16 protein-coding genes are annotated in these 24,325 nt (G+C 71.5%); 15 read left to right on the top strand and 1 reads right to left on the bottom strand.

The features are described from left to right. Positions 1 to 15: 15 nt before the first annotated feature. Genes cobN through KHC24_RS13630 form a run of 5 tightly spaced genes read left to right on the top strand, consistent with a single transcriptional unit; the run spans position 16 to position 6,988 of the window. Positions 16 to 3,606: a cobaltochelatase subunit CobN gene (cobN, locus tag KHC24_RS13650; RefSeq protein ID WP_213363808.1), complete on the top strand. Its 3,591-nt coding sequence runs from the start codon at positions 16 to 18 to the stop codon at positions 3,604 to 3,606. Beyond that, positions 3,603 to 4,826 carry a precorrin-3B synthase gene (gene cobG / locus KHC24_RS13645; protein WP_213363806.1) on the top strand — a complete coding sequence of 408 codons (1,224 nt, stop codon included), beginning with the start codon at positions 3,603 to 3,605 and terminating at the stop codon, positions 4,824 to 4,826. The genes cobN and cobG overlap by 4 nt, the downstream gene beginning before the upstream one ends. A gap of 16 nt (positions 4,827 to 4,842) precedes the next feature. Beyond that, complete coding sequence (locus KHC24_RS13640; RefSeq protein ID WP_213363920.1) at positions 4,843 to 5,457, top strand: precorrin-8X methylmutase; 615 nt, start codon at positions 4,843 to 4,845, stop codon at positions 5,455 to 5,457. Next, complete coding sequence (locus tag KHC24_RS13635) at positions 5,454 to 6,218, top strand: precorrin-2 C(20)-methyltransferase (RefSeq protein WP_213363805.1); 765 nt, start codon at positions 5,454 to 5,456, stop codon at positions 6,216 to 6,218. The genes KHC24_RS13640 and KHC24_RS13635 overlap by 4 nt, the downstream gene beginning before the upstream one ends. Beyond that, positions 6,215 to 6,988: a precorrin-3B C(17)-methyltransferase gene (locus KHC24_RS13630; protein ID WP_213363804.1), complete on the top strand. Its 774-nt coding sequence runs from the start codon at positions 6,215 to 6,217 to the stop codon at positions 6,986 to 6,988. The genes KHC24_RS13635 and KHC24_RS13630 overlap by 4 nt, the downstream gene beginning before the upstream one ends. On the opposite strand, the gene KHC24_RS13625 is transcribed toward KHC24_RS13630, so the two are convergent. Continuing rightward, positions 6,943 to 7,782 carry a cobalt-precorrin-6A reductase gene (locus tag KHC24_RS13625; RefSeq protein ID WP_213363802.1) on the bottom strand — a complete coding sequence of 280 codons (840 nt, stop codon included), beginning with the start codon at positions 7,780 to 7,782 and terminating at the stop codon, positions 6,943 to 6,945. The genes KHC24_RS13630 and KHC24_RS13625 overlap by 46 nt on opposite strands. Between KHC24_RS13625 and cbiE the strand changes: the two genes are divergently transcribed. The 10 genes from cbiE to glgX all read left to right on the top strand — a co-directional run bounded on the left by cbiE (position 7,751) and on the right by glgX (position 24,324). Beyond that, complete coding sequence (cbiE, locus tag KHC24_RS13620) at positions 7,751 to 9,046, top strand: precorrin-6y C5,15-methyltransferase (decarboxylating) subunit CbiE (protein WP_213363919.1); 1,296 nt, start codon at positions 7,751 to 7,753, stop codon at positions 9,044 to 9,046. The two genes, KHC24_RS13625 and cbiE, sit on opposite strands and share 32 nt — an antisense overlap. Continuing rightward, a complete protein-coding gene (locus tag KHC24_RS13615) occupies positions 9,043 to 9,456 on the top strand; it encodes a cobalamin biosynthesis protein (RefSeq protein WP_213363800.1) in 414 nt (137 codons plus the stop codon). The genes cbiE and KHC24_RS13615 overlap by 4 nt, the downstream gene beginning before the upstream one ends. Beyond that, positions 9,453 to 10,211: a precorrin-4 C(11)-methyltransferase gene (gene cobM / locus KHC24_RS13610; RefSeq protein ID WP_213363799.1), complete on the top strand. Its 759-nt coding sequence runs from the start codon at positions 9,453 to 9,455 to the stop codon at positions 10,209 to 10,211. Before KHC24_RS13615 ends, cobM begins: the two co-directional genes overlap by 4 nt. 361 nt (positions 10,212 to 10,572) lie before the next feature. Continuing rightward, complete coding sequence (locus KHC24_RS13605) at positions 10,573 to 11,907, top strand: cobyrinic acid a,c-diamide synthase CobB (RefSeq protein WP_213363798.1); 1,335 nt, start codon at positions 10,573 to 10,575, stop codon at positions 11,905 to 11,907. A 3-nt stretch (positions 11,908 to 11,910) separates the two neighbouring features. Continuing rightward, entirely contained in the window at positions 11,911 to 12,288 is a 378-nt protein-coding gene (locus KHC24_RS13600) for a DUF423 domain-containing protein (RefSeq protein WP_213363796.1), read from the top strand. Positions 12,289 to 12,402: 114 nt separating this feature from the next. After that, positions 12,403 to 14,904 carry a glycogen/starch/alpha-glucan phosphorylase gene (locus KHC24_RS13595; RefSeq protein ID WP_213363795.1) on the top strand — a complete coding sequence of 834 codons (2,502 nt, stop codon included), beginning with the start codon at positions 12,403 to 12,405 and terminating at the stop codon, positions 14,902 to 14,904. 159 nt (positions 14,905 to 15,063) lie between these two features. Continuing rightward, positions 15,064 to 17,319 (top strand): 1,4-alpha-glucan branching protein GlgB, encoded by a 2,256-nt coding sequence (glgB, locus tag KHC24_RS13590; RefSeq protein WP_213363793.1) that lies wholly within the window; start codon positions 15,064 to 15,066, stop codon positions 17,317 to 17,319. A 6-nt stretch (positions 17,320 to 17,325) separates the two neighbouring features. Beyond that, positions 17,326 to 18,594, top strand: a complete 1,269-nt coding sequence (gene glgC, locus KHC24_RS13585; RefSeq protein ID WP_213363792.1) for a glucose-1-phosphate adenylyltransferase — start codon at positions 17,326 to 17,328, stop codon at positions 18,592 to 18,594. Between the two features lie 85 nt (positions 18,595 to 18,679). Beyond that, a complete protein-coding gene (gene glgA, locus KHC24_RS13580; RefSeq protein WP_213363791.1) occupies positions 18,680 to 20,137 on the top strand; it encodes a glycogen synthase GlgA in 1,458 nt (485 codons plus the stop codon). Then, complete coding sequence (gene glgX / locus KHC24_RS13575; protein WP_213363789.1) at positions 20,134 to 24,324, top strand: glycogen debranching protein GlgX; 4,191 nt, start codon at positions 20,134 to 20,136, stop codon at positions 24,322 to 24,324. The genes glgA and glgX overlap by 4 nt, the downstream gene beginning before the upstream one ends. Position 24,325: the final 1 nt, after the last annotated feature.

The raw sequence follows: 24,325 nt of genomic DNA, 5'->3' as shown, positions 1-24,325 counted from the left end.
TCGGCCCGCGGCGGCATGCACATACTCGCCACCACATCGACCTCGCTCGACGATCTCGCCGAACCGGTCGACCTTGCTCAGGCGCCGGCGGAGCTGGTGGTGGCCTCCTTCGCCGACAGCGACCTCGCGGCGCTGGCACGGGCCCATGGCGGGGGAGAGGGCGCCGGCGCTTTGGGCCGGCCGAGCCTGGCGCTGACCAATCTGCGCGATCTCAAGCACCCGATGTCGGTCGATCTGTGGGTCGACCGGCTGGCGCCGCAGGCGAAGATGGTGGTGGTGCGGCTGCTCGGCGGGCTCGACTGGTGGCGCTACGGCGTCGAGCGGTTGCAGGCGGCGGCGCGGGCGCGGGGCTTCGTGCTCGCCGTGCTGCCGGGCGAGGACCGCGACGACCCGCGCCTGGCCGAGGCCTCGACGCTGGCGGCGGACGAACTGGCGGCGCTGCTCGCCTATTTCCGTGCCGGCGGGCCGGACAATATGCGGGCGCTTTTGGCGGCGCTGGCGCGGCATGTCGGCCGCGTGGTCGAGGTGCCGGCGCCCGTGCCGCTGCCGCTGGCGGGGTTTTATGAGTGTGGCGCGGCGGCCGGAGGGATGGACTCGCGACCGTGCTCTCCCTCACCCAATCCTCTCCCCGGTGGAGAGGGGGCTTTTGCCACAGAGCGGCTTGTTCCCTCTCCTCGCGGGGGAGATCCGTCGCCCGAGGCGGGAGCCCCACTGTCTGCTGGGGACGCTCCGGCGGGCGGGGCGGCGCCGGTCGTTCCCGTCATTTTCTACCGCTCGCTGCTCATGGCCGGCGACACGGCGCCGGTCGATGCGCTGTGCGTGGCGCTGGCCGAGCGGGGGATGCGGCCGCTGCCGCTGTTCGTCGCCAGCCTGAAGGAGCCGCACTCGGCGGACTTCCTGCGCCGCACTCTGCCGGGTTTGCGGCCGGCGGCGATCGTGACGCTGACCGCCTTCGCCGCCGCCGAGCCGGGCGAGGACGGCCCCATCGACCTCACCGATGCGCCGGTGCTGCAGGCGGTGGTGGCGACCACGAGGCGGGCGGCATGGAGGGAGGGCGCGCGCGGATTGGCGGCCGCCGACCTCGCCATGCATGTGGTGCTGCCGGAGTTCGACGGGCGGGTGCTGGCCGGGGCGGTGTCGTTCAAGGATGTGACCGAGGAGGCGGGAGCCACGCACCTCGTCAACCGGCCCGAGCCGGAACTGGTGGCGGCAGTGGCGGACCGGGTGGCGGCACTGGTGCGGCTGCGCCTCACGCCGCCGGCCGAGCGGCTGATAGCGATGATCCTGCCCGACTATGCCGGCGCCGCCGGGCGCACCGGCTGGGCGGTTGGGCTCGACGTGCCGGCAAGCGTGCGGGTCGCGCTCGCCGACATGCAGGCGGCGGGCTATCGCATCGCGGAGGTGCCGGAGGACGAGCGGGCGCTGGTGACGGCGTTGGGCGATACCGCTCGAGCCGAGGGGCTCGGTGAGGTGCCGGCGGCTGCACCCGGCGCCGTCGAGAGACGGGATGCAGAGAGGGGCCTGACGGCCTCGCGATCGCCTTCCCCCCTCACCCCACCCTCTCCCCCTCGGGGAGAGGGCTTCAGTACACGCACATCGGCGGATGAGGCCTTGCTGGGCCTGGAGGACTATCGCCGCCTGACGGCTTCCCTTCCCGCCGACGCCATCGCCGCCGTCGAGGCGGCGTGGGGGGCGGCGGAGGATGATCCGGCCTGCGTCGATGGCGCCTTCCGCTTCCGGGCGATCCGCTGCGGCAATGTCGTCGTCGCGCTGGCGCCGGATCGCGGCACGACGGCAGAGCGGCGGGCGCAGTATCACGACCCGGCCCTGCCGCCGCGCCACGCGCTGCTTGCGTTCGGCTTATGGTTGCAGCGCGAGGTCGATGCGCTGGTGCATATGGGCGCGCATGGCACGCTGGAATGGCTGCCGGGCAAGCAGGTGGCGCTGACGGCTTCCTGCTTCCCGAGCCTCGTGGTCGGGGCGCTGCCGGTGGTCTATCCGTTCATCGTCTCCAATCCCGGCGAGGCGGCGCAGGCCAAGCGGCGCATCGCGGCGGTGACGCTCGGCCATCTGCCGCCGCCGATGAAGGAGGCGGAGCTTGACGGCGATGCCCGCGAGCTCGAACGCCTGCTCGACGAATATGCGCAGGCGGAAGGGCTGGACCGCCGGCGCCGCGAGCGGCTGGCGCGGCTGATCGTCGAGGAGGCCGGGCGCACCGGGCTCGCCCAGGAAGCACGTCTGGATCTGGCACGGCTCGACGGCGCCGACGACGGCGAGGCGCTGCGGCGCATCGATGCCTGGCTGTGCGACCTCAAGGAACTGCGGCTCAAGGACGGCTTCCATGTCTATGGGCGCGGCGCCTGTGGCGACGCCGAGCGCGACGGGCTGCTGGCGGCGCTCGCCGGGCGGCGGGTGAAGGCCGGGCCGGCGGGGGCGCCGGCGCGCGGGCGCTCCGACGTGATGCCGACCGGGCGCAACCTTTCCACCGCCGACCCGCGCGACCTGCCGACGCCGACCGCCATGGACCTCGGCCGGCTGGCCGCCGAGGAAATCGTGCGCGGCTACATGCAGGCGCATGGCGACTGGCCGCGGGCGCTGGTGCTCGATCTGTGGGGCAGCGCGACGCTGCGCACCGGCGGCGAGGAGATCGCACAGGGGCTGGCGCTGATCGGGGCGCGGCCGGTGTGGGACCCGGCGACCGGGCGGGTGACCGGCATCGAGGTGCTGCCGCCGGCCGCGATGGGGCGGCCGCGCGTGGACGTGACGTTCCGCATCTCCGGCCTGTTCCGCGACCTGTTTCCGGCGCAGATCGCGCTGCTCGACGCCGCGCTGAAGGCGGTGGCGCGGCGCGACGAGCCGGCGGAGGAGAACCCGCTGGCGGCGGCGGGCGAGGGCGCGCCGCGCATCTTCGGCACCGCGCCGGGGGCCTATGGCGCCGGGCTCGACACGCTTGCGGGCGAACGGGAAGCGCAGACGGTGGGCGCGGCCTATCTCGCCAGCGCCTCGCATGCCTATGGCGGCGCCGAGGGCGCGGCGCGGCCGGCCGGCACGGCTTTCGCGGCGCGGGTGGCGGCGGCCGACCTTCTGGTGCACGGGCAGGACGATCCGGGGCGCGATGTGCTGGAGGGCGATGCCGACCTTGCCTTTCTCGGCGGCTTCGCGGCGGCGGCGGCCTCACTCGGGCGGGCGCCCGACCTCGTGGTGCTCGACACCAGCGACCCGGCACGCCCGAGGGCGCGGCCGCTCGAACAGGCGCTGGCGCGGATCGTGCGGCGGCGGGTGGCGCCCGGCTATGTGGACGGCCTGCTGCGCCACGGTCCGCGCGGCGCGGCGGAGATCGTCGAGACCGTCGACCGGCTGATCGGCTTCGCCGAGGTGACGCAGGCGGTGCCCTCGCACCTGATCGACCTGATCCATGCCGCCTATGTGGCGGATGAGAGGGTGCGCGAGTTCCTTGGCCATCAGTCGCCGGAGGGCGCGCGCGTCGTGGCGGAGCGGCTGGAGGGCGCGCGGGCCCGCGGGCTTTGGCATCCCAAGCGCAACGACGTGGCGGCGGCGCTGGACACGCTGCGCGGGCAGGGACGTGGCGGGGAGGCGGCGGAATGAGCGTCGCAGCAACCTCTCCCGAGGCTCTGCCCCGAGGCGCCTGCCCGACGCTGCCGGCGCCGATGGCGACCGGCGACGGGCTGCTGGCGCGCCTCGCGCCGGCCGAGGCGCTGACGCCGGCGCAAGCCGCCGGGCTGGCGGCGCTGGCGCGGGATTGCGGCAACGGCATCCTCGAGGTGACGGCGCGGGGAAAATTGCAGGTGCGCGGGCTCGATCCGGCGGGAGCGGGGCGCCTTGCCGAGGGTGTCGGGGCGCTGCGGATTGCGGTACGCGAGGGGCTGGGGATCGAGACGAGCGCGCTGGCGGGACGCGATCCCGCCGAGGTTTTCGACCCGCGCCTGCTGGCGGCGGCGCTGGCGGAGGCCGCTGCCGCCGCAGGGCTGGCGGCGCGGCTGGCGCCGAAGGTCAGCATCGGCATCGATGGCGGCGGCGGGCTGGGGCTGGCGGGACGCGATCTCGACATCGCGGTATCGCCGGCCGGAGCGGAATTCCGCATCGAGGCGGCGGGGATGACGCTCGGCCGAACCCCGGCGCCGGTGCCGGCGGTGCTGGCGCTGCTGGAAAGGCTGGCCGCCTTCGGACCCCGTGCGAGGATGCGCGACCTCGTTGCCGCCGAGGGGGAAGGTGCGCTGGGGGCGGGATTGCAGCCGGCGGATCCGCGCGAGGCCGTGCCGGGCGAGCCGGTAGGGCGGCATATGCTTGCCAGCGGGTGGGCGCTTGGCGTCGGCCTGCCCTTCGGCCAGATCGAGGCTGAGACGCTCGAGGCGCTGGCCGATACGGCGGCGCAACGGGGGGCGACCTTCATCGAGCCGGCGGGCGGACGGGCTTTGCTGATCGGCGCACTCGACGATGGCGGGGCTGACGGATTGGCGGATTGGGCGACGGCGGCGGGGCTGATCGTCGATGCCGGCGATCCGTTGCGGCGGGTGGAGGCCTGCCCCGGCGCCCCGGCCTGCGGCGCGGCGCGATTCGCCACGCGGGGATTGGCGCGGGAGCTGGCGCGCGACCTCGCCGGGCTGGCGAAAGGCCGCTCGGTGCATGTTTCGGGCTGCGTGAAGGGCTGCGCGCATCCCGGCCGGGCCGGTCTCACCATCGTGGGGCTGGACGAAGGGGCAGGGATCGTGATCGAAGGCACCGCGCGCGACATGCCGGCGCGGATCGTCCGCTTCGACGAGCTGGCGAGTGCCGTGCGCGGGTTTCTGGAGAGTTCACGTGGCTGAAGCTGCCCACGACTATATGCGCGACGGCGACGCCATCTATGCGCGTTCGTTCGCCATCATCCGCGAGGAGGCCGAGCTCGGCCGCTTCACGCCCGAGGAGGCGGACGTCGCGGTGCGGATGATCCATGCCTGCGGGCTGGTGGAGGCGGCGCTCGCCATCGACTTCGCCCCCGATCTCGTGCGGGCGGCGCGGCGGGCGCTGGCCGACGGCGCGCCGATCCTGTGCGACGCGCAGATGGTGGCGCATGGGGTGACGCGGGCGCGTTTGCCGGCGAATAACGCGGTGATCTGCACGCTGCGCGACCCGGAGGTGCCGGCGCTGGCTTCGAGGCTCGGCACCACCCGCTCGGCGGCGGCGCTGGAGCTGTGGCGCGACCGGATGGAAGGCGCGGTGGTCGCCATCGGCAATGCGCCCACGGCGCTGTTCCAACTGCTGGAAATGCTGGATGCCGGTGCGCCGAAGCCGGCGGCGATCCTCGGCATTCCCGTCGGCTTCGTCGGGGCGGCGGAATCCAAGGAGGCGCTGGCTTTGGGTGATCACGGCGTGCCGTGGCTGGTGGTGCGCGGGCGGCTGGGCGGCAGCGCCATGGCGGCGGCGGCGGTGAACGCGCTGGCGAGGGCGGGGATATGAGCGGCACTTCGTCCGCCGGGCGGCTGATCGGCGTCGGGGTGGGACCCGGCGACCCGGAGCTGCTGACGCTGAAGGCGGCGCGGGCGCTCGGCGAGGCCGATGTCGTCGCCTATTTCGCCAAGCGCGGCAATGGCAGCCATGCGCGCGCCATCGCGCATCCGCATTTCCGCGCCGGGGCGGTGGAACTGCCGCTCGACTATCCGGTGACCACCGAACTGCACCGCCATGATGACGGCTACCGGTCGCAGATTACCGATTTCTACGATGCCAGCGCCCGGCTTGTGGCGGAGCATCTCGATGCCGGGCGGCGGGTGGCGGTGCTCTCCGAGGGCGATCCGCTGTTCTACGGCTCCTACATGCACCTGCATGTGCGGCTGGCGGCGCATTATGCCACCGAGGTCATTCCCGGCGTCACCGGCATGTCCGGCTGCTGGTCGCAGGCGGGGGCGCCGATCGCTCAGGGCGACGACGTGCTGAGCGTGCTGCCCGGCACGCTGGACGAGGCCGAACTCGCCCGCCGGCTGGCGGAAGCCGACGCCGCGGTGATCATGAAGGTGGGGCGCAACCTGCCCAAGATCCGCCGGGCGCTGGCGACGGCCGGGCGGCTGGAGCGGGCGCTCTATGTCGAGCGCGGCACCATGCAAGGCGGCGGCTGCGTGCCACTTGCCGGGCGCGGCGAGGAAGCGGCGCCCTACTTCGCCATCGTGCTGGTGCCGGGCTGGAATATGCGGGCAAGGTCGGGCGCAGAGGCGGAGGGATGAGCGGGCGGATCGCGGTGATCGGCCTCGGTCCCGGCGAGGCGCGCTGGCTCACGCCGGAAGCGGCGGGGGAGCTGGCGGCCGCCGAGGCGGTCTATGGCTATGGGCCCTATCTCGACCGGGTGCCGGTGCGGCATGGGCAGGCGCGCCACGCCTCCGACAATCGCGAGGAGCTGGCGCGGGCCGGCGCCGCCCTTGCCCATGCAGCCACCGGGGCAAGGGTGGCGATGGTGTCGGGCGGCGATCCTGGCGTGTTCGCCATGGCGGCGGCGGTGATCGAGGCCATCGAGGCCGGGCCTGCCGAATGGCGGGCGCTCGAGGTGAGCGTGGTGCCGGGCATCACCGCGATGCTGATGGTGGCGGCGCGGGCGGGGGCGCCGCTGGGCCACGATTTCTGCGCCATCTCGCTCTCCGACAATCTGAAGCCGTGGGAGCTGGTGGAGCGGCGGTTGCGGCTGGCGGCGCAGGCCGGCTTCGCCATGGCGTTCTACAACCCGGTCTCGAAGGCGCGGCCGTGGCAGCTCGACCGGGCGTTCGAGATCCTGCGCGAGGAACTGCCGGCAAGCGTGCCGGTGATCTTCGGCCACGCGGCGGGGCGGGCGGACGAACGGATCGCCACCGTGCCGCTCGCGCAGGCCCGTGGCGCGATGGCCGACATGGCGACCTGCATCATCATCGGCACGCCGGCGACGCGGATCGTCGCGCGGGAGGGGTTGCCGGACCTCGTCTACACGCCTCGGCGCGCCGATGCGGGCGGGGTGGAGCGGGCATGAAGCCGGGCGTCGATCCAGGCGAGCGCTTCCTCGACGCTGGCGGCCGTCGGTACCTCCGGGCGCGGCGGCCGGGCGATGAGGACCACCTGCAGGCCGAGCGCGCGGGCGGCGGCGAGCTTGGCGGCGCTGGCCGTTCCCCCACTGTTCTTGGCGAGAATCACCTCGATGCCGTGCGATTTGAAAAGATCGACCTCGGATGCGAGGGCGAACGGACCGCGGTCGAGAATGTAGCGGGCGTGCGGCAGGGCGAGCGGCGGCTCGACCGGATCGACGCTGCGGATCAGGTAGTGATGCTGCGGGGCGGCCTCCAGCGCGCGCAGCTCGTTGCGGCCGAGCGCCACGAAGACCCGGCGCGGCGCGGCGCCGAGGGCGGCGAGGGCGGCGGCAAGGTTTTCCACCGCATGCCAGCGGTCGCCGGGCTGCGGCGTCCAGGCCGGGCGGGCCAGCGCCAGCAGCGGCACGCCGGCGCGCCGCGCCGCCTCGGCGGCATTGGCCGACATAACAGCGGCGAAGGGATGGGTAGCATCGACCAGCAGATCGATGCCCTCCGCCCGCAGATGCGCCGCGAGACCGGCGGCGCCGCCGAAGCCGCCGATGCGGGTCGGTATCGGATAGCCGAGCGGGTTGCGCGTGCGCCCGGCAAGCGACACGCTGGGGGCGAGGTCGGAGCGGTCCGCAAGGGCCTCCGCGAGCGCCCGGGCCTCGCTGGTGCCACCGAGCAGCAGGACGCGCAGCGGAGGGGACGCAGGATGGGGAGCGATGATGCCGGGAGCCGAAGCCGTGGTGCGTGACATGGCGCGGGACAATGCGCCGGCGCGGCGCTGGTTGTCCATCGTCGGCATCGGCGAGGACGGCCTCGATGGGCTGTCGCCGCGTGCCCGAGCCCTGATCGAACAGGCCGAGGTGGTGTTCGGCGGCGCGCGGCATCTGACGCTCGCCGGCGAGGCGATCACCGGCGTGGCGCGGGCGTTTCCCGCCGAGGCGCGGGCCTGGCCGAGCCCGTTCGAGGACGGGGTGCGGGAGGTGCTGGCGCTGGCCGGCGCCGATGTCTGCGTGCTGGCCTCGGGCGATCCGTTCCTCTACGGCGTCGGCACGGTGCTGGCGCGGCATGTGCCGGCCACCGAGATGGAGGTGGTGCCGGCGGCGTCCGCCTTCAGCCTGGCGGCGGCCCGGCTCGGCTGGGCGCTCAACGACACGACGCTGCTCTCCGCCCACGGGCGGGCGGTGGCGGGGATAAGGCGGCATCTGCATCACCGGCGGCGGCTGCTGGTGCTCACCTCCGACGCCGACGGACCGGCGGCGGTGGCGGCGCTGCTGGCGGCCGCGGGGTTCGGCGGCTCGACGCTCACCGTGCTGGAGGCGCTGGGCGGGGCGCGCGAGCGGGTGCGCACGATGCCGGCGGAAGGCTTCGCGCTCGACGACGTGCACCCGCTCAACCTCGTCGGCATCGAGGTGATCGCCGGCGCGGGGGCGCGGGCGGTCCCGCTCACGCCCGGCTTGCCGGACGACTGGTATGAGAATGACGGCCAGCTGACCAAGCGCAGCATTCGCGCGGTGACGCTGGCGGCGCTGGCGCCGCGCCGGGGCGAGCTGTTGTGGGACATCGGCGCCGGGGCGGGCTCGATCGGCATCGAATGGATGCTGGCAGATCCCTCGCTCGCCGCCATCGCCATCGAGGAACGCGGCGAGCGGGCTTCGCGGGTGACGCGCAATGCGCTGGCGCTGGGCACGCCGGGGCTGCGCGTTGTCGAGGGGCGGGCGCCAGAGGCGCTGGAAGGCTTGCCGGCGCCGGACGCCATCTTCGTCGGCGGCGGGGCGAGCGAAGAGGGCGTGCTGGCGGCGGCGCTGGCGGCGCTGAAGCCGGGCGGGCGCATCGTCGTCAACGCGGTGACGCTGGAGACCGAGGCGGTGCTGCTGGCGCGGCACGCGGCGCTGGGCGGCGAACTGGCGCGGCTGTCGGTGGCGCAGGCGTCCCCTGTCGCCGGCATGACCGGCTGGCGGCCGGCGATGCCGGTTACCCAGTGGAGCTGGGTGAAGCCGATCGAGAGGATGCCATGATCGTCGCAGGGGTCGGCAGCCGGCGGGGAGCGAGCGCGCAGGAGGTCTGCGCCGCCGTGCGCGGGGCGCTGGCGCGCCACGGCGTGAAGCTCGGCGAGGTGTCGCTGATGGCGACGCCGGCAATGAAGGGCTCGGAAGCCGGCATCATCAAGGGCGCGCTCGATCTCGGCCTGCTGCTGGTCATGGTGCCGCAGACGCAGATGGAAGCGGCGGGCGCGCGCGCCGTCACCCGTTCGGAGCGGGTGGTGGCGCTGATGGGCGTGCCCTCGGTGGCGGAGGCGGCGGCGCTGGCGGCGGCCGGGCGGGGCTCGACACTGATCGGCCCGCGCTTCGTGCTGGGGCCGGTGACCTGCGCGCTGGCGCGCGAACGCGGCGACACGGCGGGCCAAGGAATGGGCGAGACGACGTGACGGTGCATTTCATCGGGGCGGGGCCGGGAGCCGCCGACCTCATCACCCTGCGCGGGCGCGACCTGATCGGCCGCTGCCCGGTGTGCCTCTATGCCGGCTCGCTGGTGCCGCAGGAGATGCTCGGCTGGTGCCCGCCGGGGGCGCGGATCGTCGATACCGCGCCGCTGTCGCTCGACGAGATCGAGGCGGAATATGTGCGGGCGGCGGCGGCGGGCGAGGACGTGGCGCGGCTGCATTCCGGCGACCTCTCGATCTATTCGGCGGTGGCCGAGCAGCTGCGCCGGCTCGACCGGCTCGGCATCGCCTATACGCTCACCCCCGGCGTGCCGGCCTTCGCGGCGGCGAGCGCGGTGCTGGCGCGCGAACTCACCGTGCCCGGCCTGGCGCAGAGCGTGGTGCTGACGCGGGTGTCGGGCCGCGCCTCGGCGATGCCGGAGCGCGAGACGCTGGAGGCCTTCGCCGCGACGGGGGCGACGCTGGTGCTGCATCTCGCCATCCACGCGCTGGGCGAGGTGGTGGCGCGGCTCACGCCGACGCATGGGGCCGACTGCCCGGTGGCGGTGGTGGTGGAGGCCAGCCGGCCGGGCGAGCGGGTGATCCGCGGCACGCTGGCCGACATCGTCGCCCGCCATGGCGAGGCGCCAGCGGAACGGGCGGCGCTCATTCTGGTGGGGCGGGCGCTCGGCGCCGAGGATTTCCGCGAGAGCGCGCTCTACGACGCGCATTACCAGCGCCGTTTCCGGGGGCGGGAATGAGGGGGCGTGGGCGGGGTGGGTGTGCCCGGGGAAGCGTCCTTCAAGGCTCTCCCCTCAGGATGACGGTGCTTTGTGAGCGATCGGAAAGAGCCCGGTCATCCGGCGTGCCATTGAAGAGAAACGTCTCCACCGCACGCTTTACCTCCCCTCTCCCCGTCGGGGAGAGGGGGCCCGCGCAGCGGGTCGGTGAGGGGGGACGACATGGGGAAGGCAGGAAGACCCCTCACCCCACCCCTCTCCCCCACGGGGAGAGGGAGAAAAAGGAGATGCCCTCTGATCATGCCGATCGGAAACATCTTTCCAATACACGCCATGGGGAGAGGGAGAATCGAAGATCGACCTCATCGCAGGGAGCGGCGGGATGACCTCCCCTGAAAGCGCCATCGCCAGTCCCCGCGCGCTCATCCTCGCCGCGCCGCGCTCGGGCTCCGGCAAGACCACGGTGACGCTCGGCGTCGTCGCGGCGCTGGCACGCCGGGGCGTGAAAGTGCGGGCGGTGAAATCGGGCCCCGATTATATCGATCCCGCCTTCCATGCGGTGGCCAGCGGCCGGCCGGGGCTGAACCTCGACAGCTTCGCCATGGCGCCGGAACTGGTCGCCGGCCTGCTCGCGCAGGCCGGGCGAGAGGCGGAGCTGATCATCATCGAAGCCTCGATGGGGTTGTTCGACGGCATCACCAGTGAGCCCGGCCGCTCCGGCGCGGCGGCGGATCTCGCGGCGCGGTTCGGCATCCCCGTGGTGCTGGTGATGGACGTGTCCGGCCAGTCGCAATCGGCGGCGGCGGTGGCGCGGGGCTTCGCCGCGCATGATCCGCAGGTGCGCATCGCCGCGACGCTGCTCAACAAGGTGGCGAGCCCGCGCCACCGCGCGCAGGTGGAGGAGGCGATGGCCGGCCTCGGCCTGCCGGTGATCGGCGCGGTGCCGCGCGATGCCGCGCTCGGCCTGCCGGAGCGCCATCTCGGGCTGGTGCAGGCTTCCGAGCATCCCGAGCTGGCCGGGCATCTCGACCGGCTTGCCGCCATGGCCGAGGCGCATATCGACCTCGACGCGCTGGCGGGGCTGGCGGTGCCGCTCGACCTCGCGCCGCCGCCGCGGGCGGCGGTACGGCCGCCGGGGCAGCGGATCGCGCTTGCGCAGGACGTCGCCTTCGGCTTCGCCTATGCGCATCTGATGGCCGGCTGGCGGGCGGCAGGCGCGGAGATCGTGCCGTTCTCGCCGCTCGCCGACGAGGGACCGGCCGAGGAGTGCGATGTGTGCTGGCTGCCGGGCGGCTATCCCGAGCTGCATGCCGGGAGGCTGGCGGCGGCGACGAATTTCTTCGATGGCGTGCGGCGTTTCGCCCGCGCGCGGTCGGTGCATGGCGAGTGCGGCGGCTACATGGTGCTCGGCGAGGCGCTGGAGGATGCCGATGGCGGCACCCATGCGATGCTCGGCCTGCTCGGCCACGCGACCAGTTTCGCCCGGCGCCGGCTCAATCTCGGCTACCGCCGGGCGACGACGCTGGCGGCGGGACCGCTCGGCCCGCTGGGGACAATTCTGCGCGGCCACGAATTCCATTATGCCAGCGTCATCAAGCCCGGCGACGATGCGCCGCTCGTCACATTGGCGGATGGACAGGGTAAGCCGTTGGGGCTGGCGGGGAGCCGGCGCGGCCTCGTCTCCGGGGCCTTCTTCCACGTGATTGCGCAGGAGTGAGACATGACGCCCTATCGCCGCCTGATCGTGCTTCTTGCCGGCGTCTACGGCGTGGCGGGCGTCGGCCTCGCGGCGGCGGCGGCGCATGCGGTGCCGGATGCCAGCCTCGCCACCGCCGCCAGCTTCCTGATGATCGGCGCGGCGGCGCTGGCGGGCTGCGCGGCGCTGGCGGCGGCGGGCGGGCGGCGCTGGTCGTTCGCCGATATCGGCGCCGGCCTCATCGCGCTCGGCACGCTGCTGTTCAGCGGTGCCATCGCCGCGCGGGTGCTGCTGGATACCGTTCTTTTTCCTATGGCCGCCCCGACGGGCGGGACTATGCTGATGATCGGTTGGGCGGCGCTGGGCCTTGCGGCCTTCGAGAGAACGCGGTCGCCCGCCTGAGGAATTGCCGGCCCAATTGGCCAAAAGGTTGCATGGACCCGAGTCAGCATCCGCCGGATATCGGGACCGGCGGGATTGCAGGCGGCGGATCGCCGAGGGGAGCGCTAGTCGCAGATGACAGTCGAGGTCGAGAGCAAGATGCTGGACAAGCCGGAGACCACCACCCGCGCACCGAGCGCCGCCGGCGACGATGTCGCCAAGTTCCGCACCGCGGTCATCGCCAAGCTGACCTATGCGGTGGGCAAGAATCCGGCGGCCGCCAGCGATCGTGACTGGTTTCTCGCCACCGCCTTCGCCACCCGCGACCGCATCGTCGACCGTTGGGTGACCTCGACGCGCCAGACCTATTCGGAAGGGCGCAAGCGGGTCTACTACCTGTCGCTGGAGTTCCTGATCGGCCGGCTGCTGTTCGATGCGCTGACCAATCTCGAAATGCTGGAGACGGTGCGCGCGGCGCTGGGCGACCTCGGCGTCGACCTCGACCGGCTGCGGCAGGTGGAGCCGGACGCGGCGCTGGGCAATGGCGGCCTCGGGCGCCTCGCCGCCTGCTTCATGGACAGCATGGCGACGCTTTCCATCGCCGCCTATGGCTACGGCATCCGCTACGATCACGGCCTGTTCCGGCAGGTGATCAAGAATGGCTGGCAGCAGGAATATCCCGAGGACTGGCTGTCCTTCGGCAATCCCTGGGAATTCGAGCGGCCGGAAGTCACCTACGATGTCGGCTTCGGCGGCTCGGTCGAGGCGGTGGCCGTGGGCGGCGACCGCAAGAAGCAGGTCTGGCATCCGGCCGAGCAGGTCGAGGCGGTGGCCTATGACACGCCGATCGTCGGCTGGCGCGGCCGGCACGTGAACACGCTGCGGCTGTGGTCGGCGCGCGCGACCGACCCGCTGCGGCTCGACGCCTTCAACCAGGGCGACCATATGGGCGCGCTGGCCGACCAGGTGAAGGCCGAGGCGATCTCCAAGGTGCTCTATCCGAGCGACGCCACCCCGGCGGGGCAGGAACTGCGCCTCCGGCAGGAATATTTCTTCACCGCCGCCTCGCTGCACGACCTGATCCGCCGCCATGTCGATACCTTCGGCGATGTGCGCTCGCTGCCGGACAAGGCGTCGATCCAGCTCAACGACACCCATCCCTCCATCGCGGTGGCGGAGCTGATGCGGGTGCTGATCGACGAGCACGACATCGAGTGGGCGCAGGCCTGGGACATCACCAACCGCACCATCTCCTACACCAACCACACGCTGCTGCCCGAGGCGCTGGAGACCTGGCCGGTGCCGCTGATGGAGCGGGTGCTGCCGCGCCACATGCAGATCATCTACCTGATCAACGCGCTGCACATCGAGTCGGTGCGCAAGGCGTTCCCCGGCGACGACGCGCTGCTGTCCTCGGTGTCGCTGATCCAGGAAGACCACGGGCGGCGGGTGCGCATGGGCAACCTCGCCTTCCTCGGCTCGCATTCGATCAACGGCGTCGCCGCGCTGCACAGCGAGCTGATGAAGACGACGGTGTTCAAGGATTTCTACCGCATCTACCCGGAGCGGATGAACAACAAGACCAACGGCATCACCTTCCGCCGCTGGCTGAACGAGGCCAACCCGGCCCTGACCAACCTGCTGGTCGAGACCTGCGGGCCCGAGGTGCTGGACGATCCCGGCGCGCTGAAGAAGCTGGAGGCAATGGCCGGGGATTCGGCGCTGCACGACAAGCTGGCCGCGGTACGCCGGCAGAACAAGGTGGCGCTGTCGCGGCTGATCCGCGACCGGCTGGACATCAAGGTCAATCCCGGCGCGCTGTTCGACGTGCAGATCAAGCGCATCCACGAATATAAGCGCCAGCTGCTCAACGTGCTGGAAACCATCGCGCTCTACGACGCCATGCGCGCCAATCCGGCCAAGGCATGGGCGCCGCGAGTGAAGATCTTCTCCGGCAAGGCGGCGGCCAGCTACCACATGGCCAAGCTGATCATCAAGCTGGCCAACGACGTCGCCAAGGTGGTGAACGACGATCCCACCGTGCGCGACCTGCTCAAGGTGGTGTTCCTGCCGAACTACAATGTGTCGCTGGCCGAGGTGATCATCCCGGCCGCCGACCTCTCCGAGCAGATCTCCACCGCCGGCATGGAGGCCTCCGGCACCGGCAACATGAAGATGGCGCTGAACGGCGCGCTCACCATCGGCACGCTCGACGGCGCCAATGTCGAGATCAAGGAACATGTCGGCGACGACAACATCTTCATCTTCGGCCTCACCGCCCAGGAGGTGGAGGACCGCCGGGCCGCCGGCATCGACGAGGCCGGCGCGATCGCCGCCTCGCCGCATCTCGGCGAGGTGCTGGATGCGGTGGCGGGCGGGGTGTTCTCTCCCGACGAGCCGGACCGCTACAAGCCGCTGGTCGACGCCCTGCGCCACCATGACTATTTCCTGGTGACGCCGGACTTCGACAGCTACTGGGACGCGCAGCGCCGGGTCGACGCGCTATGGAACAACCGTCCCGGCTGGTGGACGGCGAGCGCCATCAACACCGCCAATATGGGCTGGTTCTCCTCCGACCGGACCATCTCGGAATATGCCCGCGACATCTGGCACGTGCCGGTGCTGCAGACGCGGTGACGCCGTCGGCGGGGCGGCTGCCTGCGGCTTCATGCCTCGGGCGGCGCCTCTCCCCCATCTCCGTGACGCTATGTGGTGGACTTATTGCCGGCGGTAAAGGAACCTTCTCCGCAATCGGGTCTTGATGCAGCAGATTCCGAGCAGGAAAGGTCTTCGAGCATGCATGCCTGGCAGGCCACGGACCGGGACGTCGACCAGCTCGTCGGCGGCCGGCACCACGACCCGTTCGGGCTGTTGGGACCGCACGAGACCAAGGACGGGCTCGTCATCCGCGCCTTCGTGCCGGGCGCCCTGACCCTCGACGCCTTCGACATCGACGGGGCGCAGGTGGCCTCCCTCAAGCGCCGGCACGACGCCGGCTTCTTCGAGGGGCTGGTCGCCGGCCGCCCGGCCTGGGCGCGCTACACGCTCAAGGCCAGCAATGCCGGCGGCGAATGGTGGCTCGACGATCCCTATGCCTTCGAGCCGGTGCTCGGCCCGCTCGACGACCATCTCATGGTCGAGGGCACCCATACCCAGCTCTATGAACGGCTCGGCGCGCATCTGAGCCTGCACCAGGGGGTGGAGGGCGTCGCCTTCGCGGTGTGGGCGCCGAACGCGCAGCGCGTCTCGGTGGTCGGCGATTTCAACGCCTGGGACGGGCGCCGCCACCAGATGCGCAAGCGCATCGACAGCGGGCTGTGGGAGATCTTCGCTCCCGGTCTCGGCGAGGGGACGATCTACAAATACGAGATCATCGCCGCCGACGGCCGGCTGCTGCCGCTGAAGGCCGATCCGTTCGGCTTCCGCGGCGAATTCCGCCCCGCCACCGGCTCGGTGGTGGCGCGCATCGACGATTTCGAATGGACCGATGCCGCGCATCTCGCCGCCCGCCAGTACGGCGCGGCGCGGCACAAGCCGATGTCGATCTACGAGGTGCATCTCGGTTCCTGGCGGCGCGGCGAGGACAACCGCTTCCTGAGCTATGACGAGCTCGCCGAGCAGCTGATCCCCTATGTCGAATGGATGGGCTTCACCCATATCGAGCTGCTGCCGATCTCCGAGCATCCGCTCGACGCCTCCTGGGGCTACCAGCCGATCGGGCTCTACGCCCCGACCAGCCGCTTCGGCGACCCGGCCGGCTTTGCGCGGCTGGTCGACCGCGCGCACCGGGCCGGCATTTCGGTGATCCTCGACTGGGTGCCGGCGCATTTCCCCACCGACATTCACGGCCTCGCGCATTTCGACGGCGGGCCGCTCTACGAGCATGCCGACCCGCAGCGCGGCTTCCACCCGGACTGGAACACCGCGATCTACGATTTCGGCCGCCGCGAGGTGACGAATTTCCTCACCGCCAACGCGCTGTTCTGGCTCGAGCGCTTCCACATAGACGGGCTGCGCGTCGATGCGGTGGCCTCGATGCTCTACCTCAACTATTCGCGCAAGGAAGGCGAGTGGTCGCCCAATCCCGACGGCTCCAACGACAACAAGGATGCCGTCGGCTTCCTGCAGCGGGCCAATGTCACCCTCTATGCCGAGCATCCCGGCACGGTGACCATCGCCGAGGAATCCACCTCCTGGGCCGGGGTGTCGGCGCCGGTGCATGCCGGCGGCCTCGGCTTCGGCTTCAAGTGGAACATGGGCTGGATGCACGACACGCTGGACTATCTGGCGCTAGATCCGGCCTATCGGCCCTGGCACCACGACAAGATCACCTTCGGGCTGATGTACGCCTTCTCGGAGAATTTCGTGCTGCCGCTCTCCCATGACGAGGTGGTGCACGGCAAGGGAACGGTGCTGTCGCGCATGCCCGGCGACGACTGGCAGCGCTTCGCCACGGTGCGCGCCTACTACGCCTTCATGTGGGCCTATCCCGGCAAGAAGCTGCTGTTCATGGGCCAGGAATTCGCCCAGCGGGGCGAGTGGAGCGAGGAGCGCTCGCTCGACTGGCACCTCACCGGCATGGGCCCGCATCATCGTGGCGTGCAACTGGTGGTGCGCGACCTCAACCAGGCCTATCGCGACCTGCCGGCGCTGCACACCGGCGATGGCGACCCCAGCGGCTTCCGCTGGCTGGTGGTGGACGATCGCGCACAGTCGGTGTTCGCCTGGCTGCGCACCGCCGGCGAGGACGACGCGCCGGTGGCGATGATCGCCAATTTCACCCCGGTGCCGCGGCCTTTCTACCGGCTCGGCCTGCCGAAGGCCGGGCGGTGGAGGGAAGTCGTCAATACCGACAGTGCAAATTATGGCGGCTCGGGGGTGGGCAATCTCGGCGGCGTCACCGCCGTCGAGGTGCCGGCCCACGGCATGCCGGCGAGCGCGGAACTGGTACTGCCGCCGCTGGCGACGCTCTACCTGAAGTGGGAGCCGGAGCGGGCAGAGCCCGCAACGGCCGAGGAAACGCCAAAGTTCATCGCGACGGTCAAGGAGTAACCCGACATGGCCAGGCCACCGGTCCCGAACGCACCTCTCGCCCGAACCGCGATGGCCTATGTGCTCGCCGGCGGCCGTGGCAGCCGGCTGATGGAGCTGACCGATCGACGCGCCAAGCCGGCGGTCTATTTCGGCGGCAAGTCGCGCATCATCGATTTCGCGCTGTCAAATGCGCTGAATTCCGGCATACGCCGCATCGGCGTCGCCACCCAGTACCAGGCGCACAGCCTGATCCGCCACATGCAGCGCGGCTGGAACTTCTTCCGTCACGAGCGCAATGAGAGCTTCGACGTGCTGCCGGCGAGCCAGCGCGTCTCGGAGACCATGTGGTATCTCGGGACGGCAGACGCGGTGTATCAGAACCTCGACATCGTCGAGGCCTACGATACCCGCCACATCATCATCCTGGCCGGCGACCACGTCTACAAGCAGGATTACGAGGTGATGCTGCAGGAGCATGTCGACAAGGGCGCCGACGTGACGGTGGGCTGCCTCGAAGTGCCGCGCGAGGAAGCCAGCGCCTTCGGGGTGATGCATGTCGATTCCGAGGACCGCATCATTTCCTTCCTCGAAAAGCCGAAGAAGCCGCCCGCCATGCCCGGCCACCCGGACAAGGCGCTGGCCTCGATGGGCATCTATATCTTCGAAACCAAGTTCCTGATCGAGCAGCTGAAGCGCGATGCCGCCGACCCGCTGTCGACGCATGATTTCGGCAAGGACATCATCCCGTATCTGGTCAAGCACGGCAAAGCCTGCGCGCACCATTTCTCGCGCTCCTGCGTGCGCTCCGACATGGAGACGGCGCCGTATTGGCGCGATGTCGGCACGGTCGACGCCTATTGGGAGGCCAATATCGACCTCACCGGCATCGTGCCGGAACTCGACCTCTATGACCGCGACTGGCCGATCTGGACCTATAGCGAGATCACCCCACCGGCGAAGTTCGTGCATGACGACGAGGGCCGGCGCGGGCAGGCGATCTCCTCGCTGGTGTCCGGCGGCTGCATCGTCTCCGGCTCGTCGCTGCGGCGGGCGCTGCTGTTCACCGGGGTGCGGGTGAACTCCTACGGCACGCTCGAGAACGCCGTGGTGCTGCCCTATGTCGAGATCGGCCGTTCCGCCCAGCTGCGCAACGTGGTGATCGACGCGCATGTGCGGATTCCGGAGGGGCTGGTGGTCGGCGAGGATCCGGAACTCGACGCCCTGCGCTTCCGCCGCACCGAGAAGGGCATCTGCCTCATCACCCAGTCGATGATCGACCGGCTCGACATGTGAGCGTCGTGCGCGGGCGGCAGGATCGGCCGCGCCAGGGAACAGCGGCCGCGCATGCGGGACCACGAAAAGGGGCAAGGCGGGTATCGTGTCGGAACTGAAGCTTCTCTCGGTCGTCTCCGAGGTCTATCCGCTGGTTAAGACCGGCGGGCTCGCCGACGTGGCCGGCGCGCTGCCGGCGGCGCTGGCGGGCCAGGGGATCCAGGTGCGCACGCTGGTGCCGGGCTATCCGGCGGTGATGGCGGCGCTCGGCGGGGTCGAGGAGGCGTTTTACTTCGACCATCTGTTCGGCGCGCCGGCGCGGCTCTACGCCGCCACCGCCGCCGGCCTCGACCTGTTCGTCATCGACGCGCCGCATCTCTACGACCGGCCGGGCGGGCCCTATGTCGGCACCGACGGGCGCGACTATGCCGACAACGCCCAGCGCTTCGCGGCGCTGGGGGCGGTGGCCTCGGGGATCGGGCTCGGGCTGGTGCCGGGCTTCGTGCCCGATGTGGTGCATGCGCATGACTGGCAGGCGGGCCTCGCGCCGGCCTATCTGCACTATGCCGGCGGGCGGCGGCCCGGCACGGTGATGTCGATCCACAACATCGCTTTCCAGGGCCAGTTTCCGGCCCAGGTGGCGCCGCTGCTGGGGATGCCGGCGCATGCGTTCTCCATCGGCGGCATCGAATATTACGGCACGGTCGGCTATCTGAAGGCCGGCCTGCAACTTGCCGATCGCATCACCACCGTCTCGCCGGGCTATGCCGCCGAGATCCTGCAGCCGGAGGCGGGGATGGGCCTCGAAGGGCTGCTGAACCAGCGGCGCGGCGTGCTCTCCGGCATCCTCAACGGGCTCGACGCGACCGCGTGGAATCCGGCGACGGACGGCCTGATTGCGGCGCCGTTCGATGCCAAGAGACTGCCGGCGCGCGCGGCCAACAAGGCGGCGCTGCAGGCGCGGTTCGGCCTGGTCGAGTCGCCGGATACGCTGCTGTTCGGCGTGGTGAGCCGGCTGTCGTGGCAGAAGGGGCTCGACCTGTTGATGGACGGGCTGGGCACGCTGATCGATCTCGGTGCGCAACTGGTGGTGCTGGGCAGCGGCGATCCGCAGCTGACCGAGCGCTATGCCGGCTCGGCGTGGGCCAATCCCGGCCGCGTCGGCGTGCAGTTCGGCTATGACGAGACGCTGGCGCACCTGATCCAGGCGGGAGCCGACGCGCTGCTGGTGCCGTCGCGCTTCGAGCCCTGCGGCCTCACCCAGCTGGCGGCGCTGCGCTATGGCGCGCTGCCGGTGGTGGCGCGTGTCGGCGGGCTCGCCGACACGGTGATCGACGTCAACGAGATGGCGCGGGCGAGCGGGGTCGGCACCGGCGTACAGTTCTCGCCGGTGACGGTGCCGGCGCTGCAGGCGGCGCTCGGTCGCACCCATGCGCTGTGGCAGGACAAGACGCTGTGGCGGAAGCTGCAGCGCAACGCCATGGCGACCGACGTTTCCTGGGATCGCGCCGCGCGTGCCTATGCCGAGCTGTTCCGCTCTCTCGCGCGGGAGCGGGCGGCGTGACCGACTGGCGGCTGACGGGCGGGCGGGCGGAGCCGCTGGGCGTTACGCCCGCCGGAAGGGGGACAGGGGCGGGTGTCAATGTGGCGGTGTTCTCCGCCCACGCCACCCGCATCGAGTTCTGCCTGTTCGACGCCGCCGACGTCGAGATGGCGCGCATCGCCCTGCCGGAACGCACCGGCGACGTGTTCCACGGCCACATTGCCGGGATCTCTCCGGGCATGCGCTATGGGCTGCGGGCGTTTGGGCCGTGGGATCCGGCCAATGGACACCGATTCAATCCGGCAAAGCTGCTGGTCGACCCCTATGCGGCGGCGCTGGATCGACCGTTCGTGCTGCATGATGCGCTGTTCGATGCCCGTGCGCGCGGCGCGCGCGAGGACGAGACCGACAGTGCCGCCCATGTGCCGAAGGCGATAGTGCCGCCGGACGAAGACGAGAGCGAGCCGGTGCGCCGGCCCCGTTTCGACTGGGCGTGGCAGGTGCTCTACGAGCTCCATGTGCGCGGCTTCACCCGGCTGCATCCCGACATTCCGCTTGACCTGCGCGGCAGCTTTGCCGGGCTCGCCACCCCCTCGGCCATGGAGCATCTGGTGAAGCTCGGCATCACCACGGTCGAGCTGATGCCGGCGATGGCATGGATCGACGAGCGGCATCTGCCGCCGCTGGGGCTCACCAATTACTGGGGCTACAATCCGGTGGTGTTCGGCGCGCCGGACCCGCGCCTCGCCCCCGGCGGCTTTGCCGAGATACGCCGGGCAATCGCGGCGCTGCACGCGGCCGGTATCGGCGTCGTGCTCGACGTGGTGTTCAACCACACCGGCGAGAGCGACGTGCTCGGGCCGACGGTGAGCCTGCGCGGGCTCGACAACGCGACCTATTACCGCCACGCGGCCGAGGATCCCGGCAGGCTGCTCAACGATGCCGGCACCGGCAATACGCTCGCGCTCGAGCGCCCGCCGGTGCTGCGGCTCGCCATGGACATGATGCGGCGCTGGGCGGCGGCCGGCCTCGACGGCTTCCGCTTCGATCTCGGCGCCACGCTCGGCCGGCGGGTGGACGGCTTCGACCCCGAGGCGCCGTTCTTCGCCGCCATGGCGCAGGACCCGGTGCTGCGCGATCTCGCCTTGATCGCCGAGCCGTGGGATATCGGGCCGGGCGGCTATCAGGTCGGTAATTTTCCCGCCGATTGGGCCGAGTGGAACGACCATTTCCGCGACACGGCGCGGCGCTTCTGGCGCGGCGAAGGCGGCCAAGTCGGCGAGCTGGCGACCCGGCTCGCCGGCTCGGCCGATGTGTTCGCGGTGCGTAGGCGGCCACTGTCGCGGGCGATAAATTTCGTCACCGCCCATGACGGTTTCACGCTGATCGACCTCGTTTCCTATGCGGGAAAGCACAATGAGGCGAATGGCGAGGACAATCGCGACGGCACCGACGCCCATCACAGCTGGAACCATGGCGTCGAGGGACCGAGCGACGATCCCGAGGTGACGGCACGGCGGCGCGGGGACTGCCGGGCGCTGCTGGCGACGCTGCTGGCGGCGCGCGGCACGCCGATGCTCACCATGGGCGACGAATGCGGGCGCTCGCAGCTCGGCAACAACAATGCCTATGCGCAGGACAATGTCCTGACCTGGCTCGACTGGAGCAAGGTGGATGGCGGGCTGGCGCGCTTCACCTCCAAACTGGTGGCGCTGCGCCGCGCGCATCCGGCGCTGACCGGCGAGGCGCCGCTGACCGGGCGGCCGCTCGATGCCAGCGGCATCCCCGATGTCGCGTGGCGGGCGGCGGACGGAACCGCCGTCGGCTGGGAGGATCCCGCGACGCGGACGCTGGTGGCCGGGTTCTATGCGCCTGCTGCCGAAGACCGGCCGGCCGACCGGGTGATCGTGGCGATGAACGCCGCGGATGCGGCGGTGCCGCTGGTGCTGCCGGAGGCGCGGGATGGCTTCGCCTGGCGGCTTGCCGCCGATACGTCGCGGCCGGAGGCCAAGCCGGAGCTGGCGCCGGATGACGGATCGCTGACGCTTGCCGGCCGGGCGGTGCTTATTCTCGTCGAGGAGGCAATGCCGCAGCGGGCGCGGCGACCGGCCGATCCGGCGCTGCTGGAGAGCCTCGCGGCCGCCGCCGGCATCGCTCATGAGTGGTGGGATGTCGACGGCAACCACCACCCGGTGAGCGACGACACCAAGCGGGCGCTGCTGGCGGCGCTCAAGCTGCCGGCGGGGAGCGGCGGCGAGGTGCGCGACAGCCTCGCGACGCTGTCGGAGGAGCGTTTCGGCCGCGATCTGCCGCTGGCGCTGGTGGTGCGCCCGGGCGGCGCCGAGCTGGTGCTGGGCGGCACGGCGGCGTTGAGCGGGCGCAGCCTCGACCTCGCCATCGTACTGGAGGACGGCAGCGAGCAGCCGTTGCGCATCCGCCCCGAGGAGGGCGTGACACGCGAGGTGGCGCGGCCGGACGGGCGGCTTGCCGCCGAGCGGCGCGTTGGCCTGCCGGAACTGCCGCCGGGGCGGCATGTGCTGCGGCTCGGCCCGAGCGAATGCCAGCTGACCGTGGCGCCGCGCTCGGGCTATCTGCCGCCAGCGCTGGAAGCCGGTGAACGCGTCTTCGGCCTTGCCGGCCATCTCTACACCCTGCGCCGCGGCGGCCATGATTGCGGCATCGGCGACTTCACGGCGCTGGCCGACCTCGGCGAGGCGGCGGCGGCGCGAGGGGCGCGGATTCTCGGGCTCAACCCGTTGCACGCGCTGTTTCCGCAGGATCGCCGGCGGGCGAGCCCCTACCACCCTTCCGATCGGCGTTTTCTCGACCCGATCTATATCGATGTCACCGCGCTGGCCGGGCCGGCGATGGTCAATGATGCGCTGGCGGCCGGGCAGGGCGAGTTCATCGCGCTCGCGGCCCTAGGCGACGTCGATTATGCCGGGGTGTGGGCAGCCAAACGCCTGGTGCTGGAAGCGGCGTTCGCGGCGACCGGCGAGGCCGCGGATGCGGATTTCGACCGCTTCGTCGCCGAGGGCGGCGAGGCCTTGCAGGGTTTCGCAGCGTTTCAATTGCTGTCGCGGCGCTTCGCCGGCCTGAACTGGCGCGACTGGCCGGAGGAGCTCGCCATCGCGCGTGGACCGGCAGTAGCCGAGTTTGCCGCCGCGCATCGGCGCGAGATGCGGTTCGAGCTGTGGCAGCAATGGATCGCCGACCGCCAGTTCGGCGCGGCGGCGCAGCGGGCGCAGGCCGCCGGCTTGCCGCTCGGCTTCTATCGCGACCTCGCGGTGGGCACCGCGCCGGACGGCGCCGAGGCGTGGGGGGAGGCGGAGGCGCTGATGGCGGGGGTGACGATCGGCGCGCCGCCGGATCCGCTCGGCCCCGAGGGGCAGAACTGGAACCTGCCGCCGCTCGACCCCCTCGCCATGGCCCGCGACGGCTATCGCGCCTATGGCCGGCTGCTTGCCGCCAATATGCGCCATGCCGGCGCGCTCAGGGTCGACCATGTGATGGGGCTACGCCGGCTGTTCCTGCTGCCGGAGGGCGCGCGGGCGGTGGAGGGCGCCTATCTCGCCTATCCCTTCGCCGATCTCGCCGGCCAGGTGGCGCTGGAGAGCCGGCGCGCCCGCTGCCTGGTGGTGGGCGAGGACCTCGGCACGGTGCCGGAAGGCATGCGCGGAGAGCTCGATCGCGAGCGCATGCTGTCCTACAAGGTGCTGTGGTTCGAGCGGCAGGGCGAAGGCTTCGCGCCGCCGGACCACTATCCGACGCTGGCGGCGGCCTGCGTCTCCACGCACGATCTGCCGACGCTTGCCGGCTGGTGGGAGGGCGTCGACCTCGACGAGCGGCTGGCGCTGGGGCTCGACGACGACATCGCCTTCGAGGCTGCTCTTGCAGAGCGGGCGCTGGAGAAGGCGCGGCTCGGCGCCGCATTGTTGCGCGAGGGCCTGATCGCCGAACTGCCGGCGGAAGGGGCCTCGCTCGACCCCCGCTTCCTCGCCGCCGTGCATGCCTATGTGGCCCGCACGCCGTCGCTGATCGCGCTCGCCCAACTCGACGACCTCGCTGGCGAGACGGTGGCGGTAAACCTGCCGGGCACCGACCGCGAGCGACCGAACTGGCGGCGGCGCCTGTCGCAGCCGGTGGAAACGGTGCTGGACACGCCGATGGCGCGCCTGGCGCTGGAAGCCATGCGCGCCGTGCGTTAGC

The organism is Ancylobacter defluvii (genome assembly GCF_018390605.1).
Lineage (GTDB): Bacteria > Pseudomonadota > Alphaproteobacteria > Rhizobiales > Xanthobacteraceae > Ancylobacter > Ancylobacter defluvii.
Note: the sequence above shows the minus strand (reverse complement) of the source record. Positions and strands in the feature narration are given on the sequence as shown.